We start from the raw sequence: 15,366 nt of genomic DNA on the forward strand, positions 1-15,366 counted from the left end.
GATTGCATCCTACACAATTGTAATCCTGTGAAATTGTGGTCTATAGTTAGTTTTGTATAGATTTTTATAAGCAGGGAAAAAGATATATGCATAAAGTTAAAAGAGGAGTTATTATTACTACTATTTTAATTAGCATTATTTTATTGAATTTTCAGTTGGCTTCAGCGCAAGAAGTAGCTTTGAGGATTTCTGGAGCTAGTACTATTCAGCCTATTTTAGAAGAGATAGCTCCAACGTATTTGGATGAGACTGGAGAAACTTTGCAGATAAGTGCTGGGGGGAGTGGTACTGGAGTTTCGGAAGCTATTGAGGGAATAACCGATATTGGAGCCGTTTCTCGTAGCTTAACCGATGCTGAAGCAGAGGAACTGGACTTTACTACGATTGGAATGGATGCTTTAGTAGTAATAGTTAATGAAGCGAATCCGATAGAAGAGATTAGTAAAGAGGAAGTAGTTAAGCTTTATACTGAAGAAGTCGATAATTGGCAGGAGTTAGGCGGGCCCGATCAGTCTGTACTATTAGTATCTAAAAGATTAGGCAGGTCTACTTTAGATCTCTTTGAAGATTATAGTGGCTTAGAAAGTCCACATCGTGAAGAAAATGTAGCTGAAGCAGAGATTTCAGTTAGGGCCCATGAAATAGGTTCTAATTTAGAGATGATTACCATAGTAGGTGGAATTCCTAATGCTATTGGTTATGTATCTTTAGGAACTGCGCTTAATCTGCAAGAACAGGGAGCACCAATTAAAATTTTAACCTTGGATGGAATTGAGCCTTCTCAAGAAAATATAGTCGGGGGAGAGTATCCTATAGTTAGGGAGTTGAATTTAGTTTATCCGGAATTAACTCCAAATATAGAAGAGTTTATGGAGCTAATCTTAGCTGAAACAGGACAAGCTATAGTAGAAGCACAAGGATTTATTCCTGTTAATTAATTAGAAAAGGGGAGGAGGAGATGGAGTTGAATTTACGTGGTAAAATTACAGTACCAATGGTGATGATTACTATACTGGCTATTGCAATATTTGGGATCACCTTTTATTATCAAAACTATCAATTTCAGGAGATAAATAGTGAGCTGGAAAGAATACATAGTTTAGAGAGAGAGGTTACAAATAATATTAAAGATACCATTATTCAGTTGCAGAATGGAATTATGACGGGAAGTGAAGTTTATTCTTTAGATGCTGCCCAGGTATCTTTGGAAACCTATGAGTTATTAGCAGAGTTGGAGAATGAATATCCAGAAGTAGCTGAGGTAGTTATAGAAGATTATACTCATTTTTATGCTGAACTGGTAGCTATTACTTCTCTTTTTTTGGAAAGAAGGGATGATGAAGGAGATCAGAGATTAGCAGAGATTAGAGAGTTGTATAATGAGATTGAAGCTGAAGTATCTGCAAACTTAGCTCTAATATCCCAAGAATTAGCGGAAGAATATAATAGGGCGGTAACGGTTATGAACAGATTTATGATGGGAGCAGCAGTTTTATTTTTATTAATAGTATCTTTGCTGGGCTTTTGGGCCGTACCTAAGTTTATCGTGGCTCCTATTCGCAGGCCAGTTAACTTTGCGCGGCAGATTGCTGATGGTAATTTAAATATAGAAGCCTTAGAGGTTGATTTCGATGATGAAATTGGTGATCTTTGTAATTCATTAAACGAAATGCAGGTTAAATTAAGAGAGTTAGTGGCAGAGATCTTGAAAAAAATAGATATGTTATCAGGTTATAGCCAGGAATTATCTGCTGCTTCCGAAGAAAGTAATGCTAATATTGATTCTATTATTGATAGGTTAAAGAATGTAGACTCTATTACTCAGCAGGTAGCCGAGAGCAGCCAAGAGATAACTGCCTTAGCTGAGGAATCTACTGCTCAAGCGCAGCTTGGAAATGAGAACTTGGAGCAGACTGTAAGTAGTTTGAAGTCTATTAACCAAGAGGTTGAAGAAGCAGTAACGGTTATTAATCAGTTAGACTCAACTTCTCAAGAAATTGGTCAAATTATAGAAGTGATCAATGATATAGCGGAGCAAACTAACCTATTAGCTTTAAATGCTGCAATTGAAGCAGCTAGAGCTGGAGAGCACGGAAGAGGTTTTGCAGTAGTAGCTGAAGAAATTAGAGAGTTAGCTGAAGAGACTGCTAATTCTACCCAAGATATTTCTAAGCTGATTAAGGAGACACAGCAGAAGTCTGAAGCAGGCTTAAAGGCTGTACAGAAAGTAGAAACAAAGGTAAGTGAAGGTAAGGAAGTTGCCGAAAAAACCGGTTCTGTCTTTGATGAGATTGAAGGATCAATCGGAGAAACTTCAGAGCATATGGAAGAAACTGCTGTAGCTACTAAGATCTTAGCTCAAAGCAGTGAAGAGGTGCTTGATACTTCAGAAGCAATTGGTGATATGTCCGATGAGGTAACTAAATCTTCGCAAGAGTTAGCTGATATGGCTCAAGAACTACAGAACTTAGTTGATAAGTTTACTGTTTAACAGCCTTAAAAATGGAACTCACATCTTCCTAACATCAATACTTGACAGCAAATAATAAGTATGTTATTCTAGGCTTTAAAATATAGTTATTATTATTAAAATTGAGGAAGGAGTAGTCAAAATATGCAGTTGCAAGGAACAATGAATATCAATCAAGCAGGTGAACTAGAAATTGGCGGTTGTAAAGTAACAGATATTGCTCAGGAGTATGGTACTCCTCTATATATTTATGATGAACAGGAGATAAGGGATAACTGTCGAGCCTATCGAGAAGCTTTTGCAGAGTTTTACCCTAATTCAGAAACTATCTATGCTGCTAAGGCTTTTATGTCTTTAACAATTTGCAAAATTATTGCCGATGAGGGCTTAGGTTTAGATGTTGTTTCTGGCGGGGAGCTTTATACAGCTTTAGAGGCTGATTTTCCAGTGGAAAAAATTTATTTCCACGGTAATAATAAAACTCCAGCAGAGCTGGAAATGGCTTTATCAGCTGGTATTGGTAGAATTATAGTTGATAATAATCATGAATTACAGTTATTGAATCAGTTAGCTGATGAAAAAGATATTGATGTTGATATTATGTTAAGGGTGACTCCAGGAGTGAAAGCTCATACTCATGAATATATTCAAACTGGACAGACTGATTCTAAGTTTGGAGTAGGGATTCAAAATGGATTAGCTTTAGAGACGGCTCAAAAAGCAGTAGCAGCAGATCGCTTAAATCTGAAAGGAATTCACTGTCATATTGGTTCACAGATCTTTAATCTAGAATCTTTTGGTTTAGCTGTAGAGATAATGATGGACTTTGTAGCCGATATTAAAGCAAAAACTGGAGTAGTTTTAGAAGAATTAAACTTAGGTGGAGGAATTGGAATTAACTATACCGAAGATGATGAAATTGTAGATATCAATGAGTATGCTGAAATAGTTGCTGAAGCTATTAAGGAAAAGTGTGCGGAGATAGATATTCCTTTACCTAAAATAATTAATGAGCCGGGACGTTCTATTGTGGGGACTGCTGGTTCTACCATTTATACTGTAGGTTCTATTAAAGAGATTCCTGAGATACGTAAGTACGTAGCAGTTGATGGAGGAATGCCTGATAATATCAGACCTGCTCTTTATGAGGCAAAATACGAAGCAATAGTAGCTAATAAAGCTGATCAAGAAGCGGAAGAGTTAGTATCTATTACGGGTAAGTGTTGTGAGTCCGGTGATATGTTAATTTGGGATATTGAACTACCTAAGTTAGCTTCTGGGGATATTTTATTAGTTAGCTGTACTGGTGCTTACGGTTACGCGATGGCTAGCAACTATAATAGTTTGCCAAGACCAGGAATAGTCTTAGTAAATGACGGTCAAGTGGAAGAGATAATGCGTGCTGAAACCTATGAAGATTTGATAGCTAGAGAGGAAGTTCCTCAGCGTTTATAAAGCTACATAAGACTAAGCCCTGCTTTAAATTTAGGTAGGGCTTAATTTTTTGCTTATTTCATTATCTGTGGTATAATAATGGTCAATGTTTGATTTTAAGGAGGGCTGAAGGTGGAGCTAATAACAGGCCATGAAGGAGCAGACTTTGATTCTTTAGCGGCTATGGTTGCTGCTAACAAACTGTATCCGCGAGCAACTATGGTATTTTCAGGTAGATTAAACGCTAAGGTTAGAGACTTCATGTCTTTATATAAGGATCGGATTGAAATTAAGAAGTTGCGAGAAATAAGTCCAGTTATAGAAAATCGAGAAGTGGAGAGATTAATAGTAGTTGATACTAGAGTAGCTAATAGATTAGGTAAGCTAGAAGCGATAGCCCGAGATCCCGAGGTGGAACTGATCATTTATGACCACCATCCTGAAGGTGATGATGATTTAATTGGGGATTGGCAAAGGGTGGAAACTGTAGGAGCTACCACCACCTTACTTTGTCAAGAAATTAAGGGAAAAAAATTGGAGATTACCCCTTTTGAAGCTACTTTATTCGCCTTAGGAATTTATACAGATACCGGTTCATTGATGTTTAATTCTACTACAGCGCTTGATGCAGAAATGGTCTCTTATTTGTTAGCTCAGGAGGCTAATTTAGCAGTAATTAAGGAGTTTATTGAACGTTCATTAAGCACTGAACAACAGGAGTTATTCAGTCGACTTTTAAACTCATTAACTGTCCATGAATTTAATGGTTTTAAGGTGAATATCTATCAAGCAGAGGTAGAGAAATATATAGGTGGCATAGCCTATTTAACTCATAAATTAGATGATTTAAACAGAGCTGATGCAGTGTTTACTTTGGTGCGTATGGAAGGCAAGGTATTGATAGTGGCTAGGAGTAATGTGGATATGATTGATGTAGCCCGGGTGATGAGAGAGTATGATGGCGGTGGGCATGCTAGGGCTGCTTCGGCTATGTTTCAGGATCAAGAAACATCGTTGACAGAAATAGAAGCTCAGTTAATGAGTTTGGTTCGACAGAAGGTGGAACCAGTGATTTTAGCCAAGGATATTATGTCTAGCCCGGTTAAGACTATTAAGCCTGATAAATCCATTACTCAAGCGGAGAAGAAGATGTTGAGATATGGTCATTCGGGATTGATAGTTACTGAGGCTGATGAAATAGTAGGTGTTATTTCGCGACGAGATGTGGATAAGGTTAGAGAACATGATTTAATGCATGCTCCAGTAAAAGGGTATATGTCTCGCGAAGTAATCTCTATTAGTAAAGACTATACCTTTAAACAGATTCAGCGTAAAATGATAGAAAATGATATTGGTCGTTTACCGGTGGTGGATGAAGAAGGAAAGTTGGTAGGAATAGTAACTAGAAGTGATATTCTGAGGCTGCTTTATGGAGAAGCTGATTATATTAAGGGCCAACAAAACCGTTATGGTCGCAGTATAGTTTCGGTAGCTGAAGAAAAGTATGATCTACAAAAGGAATTAGAAAACTTAGCTGAAGAGCTAGGAATAAGGCTAGGAGAGATGGGAGAACTGGCTGATGAACTGGGAATCGATCTTTATATTGTTGGTGGTTTTGTTAGAGATATGCTCTTGGATATAGATAATTTGGACTTAGATTTAGTGGTGGAAGGTGATGGGATTTTATTTGCAAAAGAGTTAGCTCAAAGGTTAGACTACGAGCTTAAGGAGGTTCATTCTGAGTTTAAAACAGCTACTCTTTTATTGGCTGATGGACTGGAGTTGGATATAGCTAGTGCCCGCATAGAATATTATGATTCTCCGGCTGCTTTGCCGAAAGTAGAGCTGGCTTCTTTAAAGGAGGATTTATTTAGACGGGATTTTACTATCAATGCCTTAGCTATTCAGCTTAATAGTTCACATTTTGGTAAACTAGTTGACTTTTTTGGAGGACTGGAAGATTTAGAAATGGGGGTGGTGCGGGCCCTACACAACTGCAGTTTTATAGACGATCCGACTCGAATCTTTAGAGCTTTGAAGTTTGCTAATCGTTACGATTTTGAGCTGGATGCGTTAACTAAAGAGTTGATTAACCATGCTTTAGAGCAGGATATATTAGCGGGAGTTTCTTATGGTAGGATAAGTAATGAACTCTGTTTAATTTTACAAGAGGATAATCCAGCAGAGATTTTACGTGATTTAGAAAGTTTTAGAGTTTTTGAGCACTTATATCCGGGTTTGAGTTGGGAACGTTCTCAACATAAGCGGGCTTTAGAGGTGCCTTGGGCCCTAAAATGGCTTCAAGACTTAGAATTTAAAAAGGAGATAAAGTTGTGGCAGATATACTTATTATTATTGCTAGATAGCTTAGCTGAAGAAGAGGTTAGGGACTTTTTATTGAAATTGAAGTTTAGCAATGATATAATTGATAAGGCTTTATTCATTAAAGGGGAGGCCGAAAAGTTATTAAGTACTTTGGCTTCTGCGGAGATTAAACCTTATACAGTCTATAATAGCTTAGAGCCTTTGAGTATAGAGGAGATTATCTATCTACTTTTGTTAAGCGAAGGGCCGCAAATTAAAGAGTGGATTAAGAAGTATTTAGTGGAGTTGAGAAAGGTAGAACTGTCTGTTAGTGGTAAGGATATTATTAGTCTAGGTTATAAACCAGGGCCTTACTTTGCAGAGGTGTTAGCTGAGGTTAAGGAAGAAAAACTAAATGGAAACTTAAGCACCTCTGAGGATGAACTTAGATATTTAAGAGGTTGTTTAATGAGATTTGAAAGGGAGCGTGTTGAATAGATGGATATTGCTCAACTCATACTTTTGATACCTGTATTGCTGTTTTCTTTATCGATTCATGAGTATTCTCACGGTAAAATGGCTGACTTATTAGGGGACCCTACTCCGGAAATGACTGGTAGATTGACGCTTAATCCTTTGGCTCATTTGGATTTAATGGGAACCTTAGTTTTGCTTTTTACTCAACGCTTTGGTTGGGCTAAGCCGGTACGAGTGGATCCACGTTACTTTGATGACCCTAAACAAGGCATGATGTATGTAGGTTTAGCCGGGCCAGCTTCCAATATTTTGATGGCCATTCTATTAGCTGGCTTATTTAATAGTCTAGCTTTTGTATTACCGCCGGTGGTGCTTATATTTTTGCAGTTGGGGGTAGGGATTAATTTAGGCTTAGCTATTTTCAACTTATTGCCGGTACCGCCTTTGGATGGATCTAAGATTTTGGCTGGCTTTTTACCTCGCAAGTATGATAGTATTATTTATCAATTGGAGGCTTACGGGCCTTTTGTACTTCTCTTTTTGGTTTTTACAGGAGTATTGGGTAATATTATCGGGCCTATTTGGTTTTTCTTTTATCGATTGCTTTTATAGACTTCAATTGACAGTTAATAGTTGAAGTTCAAAAGTTTAATTTCATTACCACATTGTTATATTGTTCCGTTGAGTGTTGGGGGTCAAACAGGCATTTCACGTTAAAAAAGATTATTTTTATGCTTCTAAAACTCATCTCCACTAAAATAAGAGCCCGCCAATTTTAATTAGAAAAATTGGCTAAATCAGTTCTTATTTTAGTTCCGATTCGTTAAGAAGCATTACAAAATAATCTTTAATATCACTTAGAAACACCTGTTTGACCGTGCTGATAGCGAAGTGGTTTTTCATGATAAAATAATCCCCCAGGGGTGTTTAGGAGCGGAATCTAGCTTTTTTCGTCGTTTTTATTAAATAACTTCAAAAAAGCTTTAAACAAATCACAATAGCTCTAATCTTTGATAAATACACAAGGAGAGAAAAAAGATTTGTAGCGTTGACACGAAGTTAACCATTACTCTGGAAACACCCCTGGGGTTACCCAGACTTCGTTTGAACGCAACAATAGACCGATATTGTTTTGTTCTTAGAACCTGAACTTAACTATAAGCTATCCACTATAAACTGTTAACTATAGCAAAGTAATAGAAAGAGATTAAGGAGGAGCTAATAAATGACTAAAGGAAGAATTCTAAGCGGAATGAGACCTACAGGCAAGTTACATATAGGCCATTTAGTAGGAGTATTAGATAACTGGGTAAACTTACAAGAGGACTATGACTGCTACTTTGAAGTAGCAGATTGGCATGCTTTAACTACTAAATATGATAGTACTGAAAGTATTAGAGAGAATAGTAGAGAATTAGTAATAGATTGGATTAGTGCCGGAATAGATCCAGAAGAGAGTGTAGTCTTTGTACAGTCTGATGTAAAAGAGCACGCTGAACTACACCTGTTACTTTCGATGATTACTTCAGTTTCTAGATTAGAAAGAAATCCTACCTATAAAGAACAGATTGAAGAGTTAAACTTAGGTAATTCTGTGCCCTATGGCTTATTAGGTTATCCGGTATTACAGGCCGCCGATATTTTGTTGTATAAAGGAGATACTGTACCGGTAGGTAAGGATCAACTGCCTCATTTGGAGCTTACTAGAGAGATTTCTCGCCGTTTTAATTATCTTTATCAAGAGGTATTTCCTGAACCGGAGCCCAAATTAACTGAGGTGCCTAAGCTACTAGGAACAGATGGGCGCAAGATGAGCAAGAGTTATGGTAATGCTATCTTCTTGGCTGATGGAAAAGAGGAGATAGAGGCTAAGGTGAAGGAGATGGTTACTGATCCTCAACGAGTTCGTTTGGATGATCCTGGTGATCCCGAGGTTTGTTCAGTCTATGATTTTCATAAAATCTTCAACCAAGCAGAGTTAGAAGAGTTAGGAGCTGCTTGTCGTCAAGCCGATATAGGTTGTATGGACTGTAAAGGAAGATTAAGGGAGGTCTTAATAGCTGAATTAGCCGAGATTAGAGAAAAAAGAAAAGAACTGGAGAGCAATCCAGAACAGATCGATGAAATTCTAGCTCAGGGAGCAGCTAAGGCAAGAAAGGTAGCTAGGGCTACTATGGAAGAAGTAAGAGCAGCAATGAAGCTGTGATCGAGGTGGAAGCATGAGTTATGAGGTTAAAATAGATTCTTTTGAGGGCCCGATTCCTCTCTTATTGCACTTGATTAAAGAGGATGAAATGGAGATTTATGATATTTCTATTGCCGAGATTACGGCCCAATATCTAGATTATATTTCAGCTATGCAGGAGTTAGATTTGGAGATAGCTAGCGAGTTTTTAGTAATGGCTGCTAGGTTGATTCAGATTAAGTCTACTATGCTATTGCCTGAGGAAAAATCTCAAGAAGAGGATGAGGAAGAAGTAGATCCTAGACAGCAGTTAATTAATAGACTCTTGGAGTATAAGAAGTATAAACAGCTGGCCCAACGTTTAAAAAAGTATGAAGAGGTGCAAAGAAAGAAGTATACTAAGAATTTGGAGTCTATTTTAAAGGAAGTCGATACTGAAGCTCCAGAGGTTAATCCGTTAGAGGAGGTTAAGCTAGAGCAGTTTGTACAGCTTTTTGAAGAGGTGATCTCGGCTAAAGAAGAGCGGAGTAAAGCTCAGCAGGAACAAGAGGCAAAAACGGAAAGAAATTTGCAGCGGCTGAGAAAAAAAGAGATCAGTATTCAGGAGAAGATGACCGATTTAGAGCAAAAGTTAACTCAAGAAAATAAATTAGGCTTTAAAGAACTTTTAGCAGAGGAAGATAGCAGACTGGAGATAGTGGTTAGCTTTATGGCTCTTTTGGAGCTAATGAGACTGCGTAAAGTGGTGGTTAAGCAGTCGCAGACCTTTGCTAATATTCAAATTTATCATAGTGCTGATGAAGGGGTTATTGATTATGGTTGAAAATAAAAAGGCTTTAGTAGAAGCGTTACTATTCATGGCTGCTGAACCGATAGAAGTTGCTGAAATAAGTAAAGTAAGCGATTTAACTGCTGTGGAGATTGAAGAAGCTTTAGAGCAGTTAGAGCAGGATTATCAAGACCATAACAGAGGGATGGAGCTGATACAGATAGGTGAAGGTTTTAGGCTACAGACTAAGCCCCAATATGCTACTTATGTCGAGGAACTTTATCAACCGGAAGTGGAAAAATCCTTAACTCCAGCTTCTTTGGAGACATTAACTATTGTAGCCTATAAGCAGCCAGTTACTAGAGCTGAAATTGAGGATATTAGAGGGGTTAATGTTGAAAAAGCACTAAGAACTTTACAAAAAAAAGATCTAGTAACTAAGCTGGGCCGTAAAGATACTATAGGCAACCCAATTATTTACGGTACTAGTGATAAGTTTTTGGAATATTTCGGTTTGGAAGACTTAAGCCAGTTACCGGAGCCGGAAGAGTTGCCCAAGTTAGAGGATTTGAAAAAAGAGGAAATGCTGGAAGAAAAGCTATTGGATTAAGATAAAGCCTTTAAAAATAGAATACTAAACTATCAAACAACCTGGAAAAGGGTTGTTTTTTTGTATGATAATTTATAATTGGGAAATAATAACTATAGACTAAGCTGAGTATGGGGAGCTAGATAATGATTACTTTAATAACTATCATAGCAATAATAACAATCATTTGGTTAATGCCCGTTAAGGTGGTAGTAAATTATTCTCGGAGAAAAGAAGACGATGATTTGAAGATTTGGATAGAGATGCTTTTTGGATTAATTAAGTATAGTTTAGATATTCCTTATATTGACTTCAAAAGACTGCTCTATCTTCCCTTTTTAGAGATAAAAGCTAAAATAGAAGCTACAGGTTCACCCAGTGCAGAAACAGAAAAAGATATTTTATTTTCTTGGGATGAGATTAATTGGGCCAGATTAAAGGAACAGTTTAAGTTTTCCTTAGGAATGGTGGATGAGTTTGAAGCCTTGGAGCGCGGTTTAGATACTTTAAAGGATGAATTACATAGGCTGGAAGAGTTAAGTTTACGGAACCCGATTTTATTAAGGATAATTGGAACCTTGATTTTAAGTTTAAGAGGTCAGTGTGAAAAGTTACTTTGGCGAACGGAGTTTGGAGTTAAAGATCCAGCTTGGACAGGAATTTTAACGGGAGTTATTTGGGCCCTAAAAAGTAATTTATATTCTATCTTAAGCAATATAGCTGAAAGTATGGTTAGACCTGACTTTAAAGTAATCCCCGATTTCAATCAGGTTAATAAGATAGATGTAGAGTTTAAAAGTATATTTAGCCTTCGCTTAGGAAATATTATTAGCGTAGGTACGAGAATAATCATCAATAGATATAAAGGGAGGTTCAAGTATAAATGGCAGAACATCCGATTGAGGGATTAATGGATACGGCAATGGAAAATATTAAGGAAATGGTAGATGTAAACACTATTGTAGGTGATCCAGTAGAGACCATTGACGGTAGTGTAATTATTCCGATTTCTAAGGTAAGCTTTGGTTTTGCTGCTGGTGGTGGTGAATATAATGAACATCATCAACAGGAAACTTCTCCAGAAAACAAGAACGACAAACCTTTCGGCGGTGGTAGCGGGGGAGGAGTTATGTTACAGCCGGTAGCCTTTTTAGTAGTAGGTCAAGAAAAGGTGAAGCTTTTACCAGTTGATAATAACGCGGTGATAGAAAGACTGATTAATGCAGCTCCTGACTTGTTAAAGGAGTTAAAGTCTGGGAGTCAAAAGCAGGGGCCTGATTATCATAATTAATTGTGAATTGCACTTTTAGAAGAAATGAGGGAGACTTAATGAAAGAAAAAAAGTGGAGTAAGCTATTTATAATAGCAATATTATTGTTATTATTAACAATTAATATCTCTACCTTAGAGGCTAAGCCTGAAATTACAGCGGAATCAGCGATTCTGATCGATGCTGAAACGGGGGAAGTATTATACTCTCAAAATGCTCATGAAAAAAGGCCTCCAGCTAGCACAACAAAAATAATGACCGGGATTTTAGCCTTGGAAATGGGTGATTTAGATGCTGAAGTAAAAGCTAGTTCTAGGGCTGCTTATGAAGGCGGCTCCACTATTTGGTTAGGCGAAGGAGAAGTATTAAAATTAGAAGAGCTGCTTTATGGACTGCTGCTGAATTCCGGAAATGATGCAGCGGTGGCTATTGCTGAACATATCGGGGGAAGTGTAGAAGAGTTTGCTCATTTAATGAATCGTAAGGCTAGAGAACTGGGGGCTTTGAATACTACTTTCAAAAATCCAAATGGGCTTCCCCAGCCAGGCCATTTAACTACTGCCTACGATTTAGCTATGATTACTAGGTATGCTCTACAAAATCAGACCTTTGCTGAAATAGTTAATACTACTCGCAAAACTATCACTTGGCAGGGCCACACTTACGGTCGCTCTTTGTTGAATACAAATCGTTTACTGCGTAGATTTAAAAATGTCGACGGAGTAAAAACCGGTTATACCAATGCTGCCGGAAGATGTTTAGTTTCTTCAGCAACTAAGGAAGGAAGGCAGGTAATCTCAGTAGTTTTAAAGAGTAACCAGATGTGGAATGACTCTATAAAACTACTAAACTACGGTCTAGAGGCATTTGAACGAATTCAAATTGTGGAAGAAGGAGAAGAAGTTCATTCTTTATCTTTAGCAGCGGCTCCTAGCAAGGAGCTAAGTTTAATGGCAGCTCAGGACTTAGCAGTAGTTTTACCTGTGGATGAGGAGTCTCAATTGAGTAGTAAAGTTAAGTTAAAAAGTAACTTGAACTTGCCTATTGAGCAGGGAGAGTCAGTAGGCAGAGTCGTTGTCTATGCAGATGGACAAGTAAAGGGGAGTATTCCTTTACTAGCTAAAGAAGAGCTAACTCCTGATTCTAAGTGGGATAGGTTTTGGAACTGGTTAAGTGCTGCTGGACAGCTCTTTCTTTGAGCTATTGAATAGAATTTAAATTTGAGTAATTAAAGCTGGAGCTTGCTTGAGTAAGCTCCGGCTTTTTGTTTTTAAATAAAGGAGTTTCAGTTGATTTCAGGAAGTATTTATTAGGAATTAGTAGTTAGTTGTCAGGAATCAGTAAGTTCAAAACTGTTAGTTCAAAATCAAAACTATACCATAAATCATTAAGCACTAATTCTTAAATCTTTTTGAAGGGTGATCAATATGCAGAGATTACAGAAACTAATGTCTAGAGCCGGCGTTGCTTCGCGGCGAAAGAGTGAAGAAATTATTGCTGCCGGTAGAGTGAAGGTAAACGGAGAAGTAGTGACAGAATTAGGGACTAAGGTTGACCCTCAGCAGGATAAGATTGAAGTTGATGGTCAAGTAATTCAAAGAGAAAAGTTGGTTTATATTCTATTAAATAAACCTCAGGGCTATATTACTACTACTGATGATCCTTATCAGCGCCAGACGGTATTCGATATTCTAACGGATGTTAAACAGGAGGTACATCCGGTGGGTAGGCTGGATAAGGATACTGAAGGTTTATTGTTGCTAACTAATGATGGAGACTTGACTTATGTGTTGACTCATCCTAGTGAAGGAGTAAAAAAGACTTATGTAGCTACAGTAGCAGGGGTTCCTAACCAGGCTAAGATTGAGGCTTTAGAGCGCGGAATTCAACTTAAAGATGGTTGGACAGCTCCGGCTGAAGCTAAAATAGTGGCCGACTTAGGTAGTGAGGCTATTGTTTCGCTTAAAATTCACGAGGGGAAAAATAGACAGGTGAGAAGGATGTGGAAGTCAGTAGGCCATCCGGTTAAAGAATTAAAGCGAACTAAGTTTGGTCCTCTTGATTTACAAGGGGTGTCTGTAGGAGATTATCGTTATTTAAGCCAAGAGGAGATTAAACAGTTAAAGAGAATAGAAAAACAAGCAGAGATCAATCAGTAGGTGAGAATATGGCTAAGGAGCACTATATAATTCCGATTTTTATTCCTCACTTCGGTTGTCCTCATGACTGTATTTTCTGCAATCAACGAGAGATAACGGGAGTTTCAGGGGTTAGCGTGAAACAGGTTAAAGATAGAATCGAAGAGTATTTAGAGACTATAGATCATACAGAGGCTAAAGTGGAGATTGCTTTTTATGGCGGCAGTTTTACTGGGCTTGAAATCGAGGAACAGAATCGTTTTTTAGAGGTGGCCGTTGATTATTATCGGCAAGGACAGGTAGATAATCTGCGTCTGTCTACTCGTCCTGACTATATTAATGTAGAGATTTTGAATAATTTAGCTGCTTATGGAGTAGAGGTGATTGAGTTAGGGGTGCAGTCTTTAGTAGCGGAGGTGCTTGAGGCTGCTCAGCGAGGCCATGGTGTGGAAGAGGTACTTAGGGCTAGTAATTTAATCAAGGATTTTGGTTTTCAGTTAGGGATTCAGTTAATGCCGGGCCTGCCTAAGGCTACTCGAGAGACTATGCTTTATAGTGCTGTTAAAACTATTGAGTTGGCTCCGGATTTAGTACGAATCTATCCTACTTTAGTAATTAAGGATACTGCTTTAGCTCAGTTATATAAAAAAGGACTATTTACTCCGCTGACAGTGGCTGAAGCAGTGGAGATCTGCAAAGAAGAGCTACTGCTGTTTAGAGAGGCTGAAATTCCAGTGATCAGACTCGGTTTACAGCCTTCGGCTGAAGTGAATCAAGAGTCTATAGTGGCCGGGCCCTTTCATCCTGCTTTTAGGCAGTTAGTGGAGTCAAAACTAGTTTTGGATAAGTTGAAGCAGGAGTTGGGTTCTAATTTAAGAGCTGAGGTAATAAGTTTAAAGATCAATCCTAGGTTTTCTTCTGTATTACGGGGGCAAAAAAATAGTAACTTAATAGATTTAGAGCAAAGCTATCAAGTAGAAGTTAGAGTAGAAACAGATCAACAGTTGGAATTTGGGAAAATAGTAATTAATGAGCAAAAATTGATTACTATCTAAAAAATTCAAACAATTTTGAACTTTAAAATAGTTAAAGTTATTGAGAAAGAAGGATTTTTTTGGTTTATGATGAATAATATAAGTAATTAATACACTATACATATATATAGAAGGTGATGAGCTTGGAGATAGGCTAAAATAAAAATAAGAGGAGGAGAACCCATGGAGGTATTAAAAATAGCATCAGATTCTAGACCTAAATCAATTGCAGGTGCTTTAGCTGCAGTATTAAGAGAAGAAGGTAGGGCTGAATTACAGAGTATAGGTGCTGGAGCAGTTAATCAAGCAGTAAAAGCTATTGCTATTGCTAGGGGTTTTGTAGCTCCTAGTGGAGTAGACTTAGTTGCAATTCCGGCATTTGCCGAAATTGAGATTGATGGAGAGGAAAGGACAGCTATTAAGTTTATTGTAGAGCCTCGGTAAGTTTAAGTTGTGGGATGGATTCTTTAAGATATTTATTTAAACTTTAATTACTATATTTATCAGCCTACCCTTTATTTAGGGTAGGCTTTATTTTGGAGTTGGATTGCTATTTCTTTTTTAGTTAGTTTATGATAAAATAAGGCTTAATGCTAAATTGATGTAATTGTTGAGGAGGTTGTAACAGCTGTTAAAATACTAACAAAAACTATATAAAAGTTATAAAAACGCTTGAAGATCTATCTATATTTTGAT

The 15,366-nt window shown here is 37.6% G+C and carries 14 protein-coding genes; all 14 read left to right on the forward strand.

Annotated features, from left to right (window positions below; genetic code table 11):
* Positions 1-86: 86 nt before the first annotated feature.
* Positions 87-938 carry a phosphate ABC transporter substrate-binding protein gene (locus MWH30_RS11635; RefSeq protein WP_248664260.1) on the forward strand — a complete coding sequence of 284 codons (852 nt, stop codon included), beginning with the start codon at positions 87-89 and terminating at the stop codon, positions 936-938.
* A 20-nt stretch (positions 939-958) separates the two neighbouring features.
* On the forward strand, positions 959-2,491 hold the full coding sequence (locus tag MWH30_RS11640; protein ID WP_248664261.1) for a methyl-accepting chemotaxis protein: 1,533 nt from the start codon (positions 959-961) through the stop codon (positions 2,489-2,491).
* A gap of 123 nt (positions 2,492-2,614) precedes the next feature.
* Positions 2,615-3,925 (forward strand): diaminopimelate decarboxylase, encoded by a 1,311-nt coding sequence (lysA, locus tag MWH30_RS11645; RefSeq protein WP_248664262.1) that lies wholly within the window; start codon positions 2,615-2,617, stop codon positions 3,923-3,925.
* Between the two features lie 111 nt (positions 3,926-4,036).
* Positions 4,037-6,706: a CBS domain-containing protein gene (locus MWH30_RS11650; RefSeq protein WP_248664263.1), complete on the forward strand. Its 2,670-nt coding sequence runs from the start codon at positions 4,037-4,039 to the stop codon at positions 6,704-6,706.
* Positions 6,707-7,297, forward strand: a complete 591-nt coding sequence (locus MWH30_RS11655; RefSeq protein WP_248664264.1) for a site-2 protease family protein — start codon at positions 6,707-6,709, stop codon at positions 7,295-7,297.
* 613 nt (positions 7,298-7,910) lie between these two features.
* A complete protein-coding gene (gene trpS, locus MWH30_RS11660; protein ID WP_248664265.1) occupies positions 7,911-8,891 on the forward strand; it encodes a tryptophan--tRNA ligase in 981 nt (326 codons plus the stop codon).
* A 13-nt stretch (positions 8,892-8,904) separates the two neighbouring features.
* A complete protein-coding gene (locus tag MWH30_RS11665; protein ID WP_248664266.1) occupies positions 8,905-9,693 on the forward strand; it encodes a segregation and condensation protein A in 789 nt (262 codons plus the stop codon).
* Complete coding sequence (gene scpB / locus MWH30_RS11670) at positions 9,686-10,249, forward strand: SMC-Scp complex subunit ScpB (protein ID WP_248664267.1); 564 nt, start codon at positions 9,686-9,688, stop codon at positions 10,247-10,249. Before MWH30_RS11665 ends, scpB begins: the two co-directional genes overlap by 8 nt.
* A 125-nt stretch (positions 10,250-10,374) precedes the next feature.
* Positions 10,375-11,139, forward strand: coding sequence for a DUF2953 domain-containing protein (locus MWH30_RS11675; protein ID WP_248664268.1), 765 nt, complete (start codon positions 10,375-10,377; stop codon positions 11,137-11,139).
* Positions 11,112-11,519 carry a GerW family sporulation protein gene (gene ytfJ / locus MWH30_RS11680; protein ID WP_248664269.1) on the forward strand — a complete coding sequence of 136 codons (408 nt, stop codon included), beginning with the start codon at positions 11,112-11,114 and terminating at the stop codon, positions 11,517-11,519. The genes MWH30_RS11675 and ytfJ overlap by 28 nt, the downstream gene beginning before the upstream one ends.
* Before the next feature lie 38 nt (positions 11,520-11,557).
* Complete coding sequence (locus MWH30_RS11685; RefSeq protein ID WP_248664270.1) at positions 11,558-12,697, forward strand: D-alanyl-D-alanine carboxypeptidase family protein; 1,140 nt, start codon at positions 11,558-11,560, stop codon at positions 12,695-12,697.
* A 228-nt stretch (positions 12,698-12,925) separates the two neighbouring features.
* Positions 12,926-13,657: a pseudouridine synthase gene (locus tag MWH30_RS11690; RefSeq protein ID WP_248664271.1), complete on the forward strand. Its 732-nt coding sequence runs from the start codon at positions 12,926-12,928 to the stop codon at positions 13,655-13,657.
* An 8-nt stretch (positions 13,658-13,665) separates the two neighbouring features.
* A complete protein-coding gene (locus MWH30_RS11695; RefSeq protein WP_248664272.1) occupies positions 13,666-14,691 on the forward strand; it encodes an elongator complex protein 3 in 1,026 nt (341 codons plus the stop codon).
* 162 nt (positions 14,692-14,853) lie between these two features.
* Positions 14,854-15,114: a stage V sporulation protein S gene (locus MWH30_RS11700; protein ID WP_248664273.1), complete on the forward strand. Its 261-nt coding sequence runs from the start codon at positions 14,854-14,856 to the stop codon at positions 15,112-15,114.
* Positions 15,115-15,366: the final 252 nt, after the last annotated feature.

The sequence above is a fragment of the Fuchsiella alkaliacetigena genome (genome assembly GCF_023227765.1).
Lineage (GTDB): Bacteria > Bacillota > Halanaerobiia > Halobacteroidales > Acetohalobiaceae > Fuchsiella > Fuchsiella alkaliacetigena.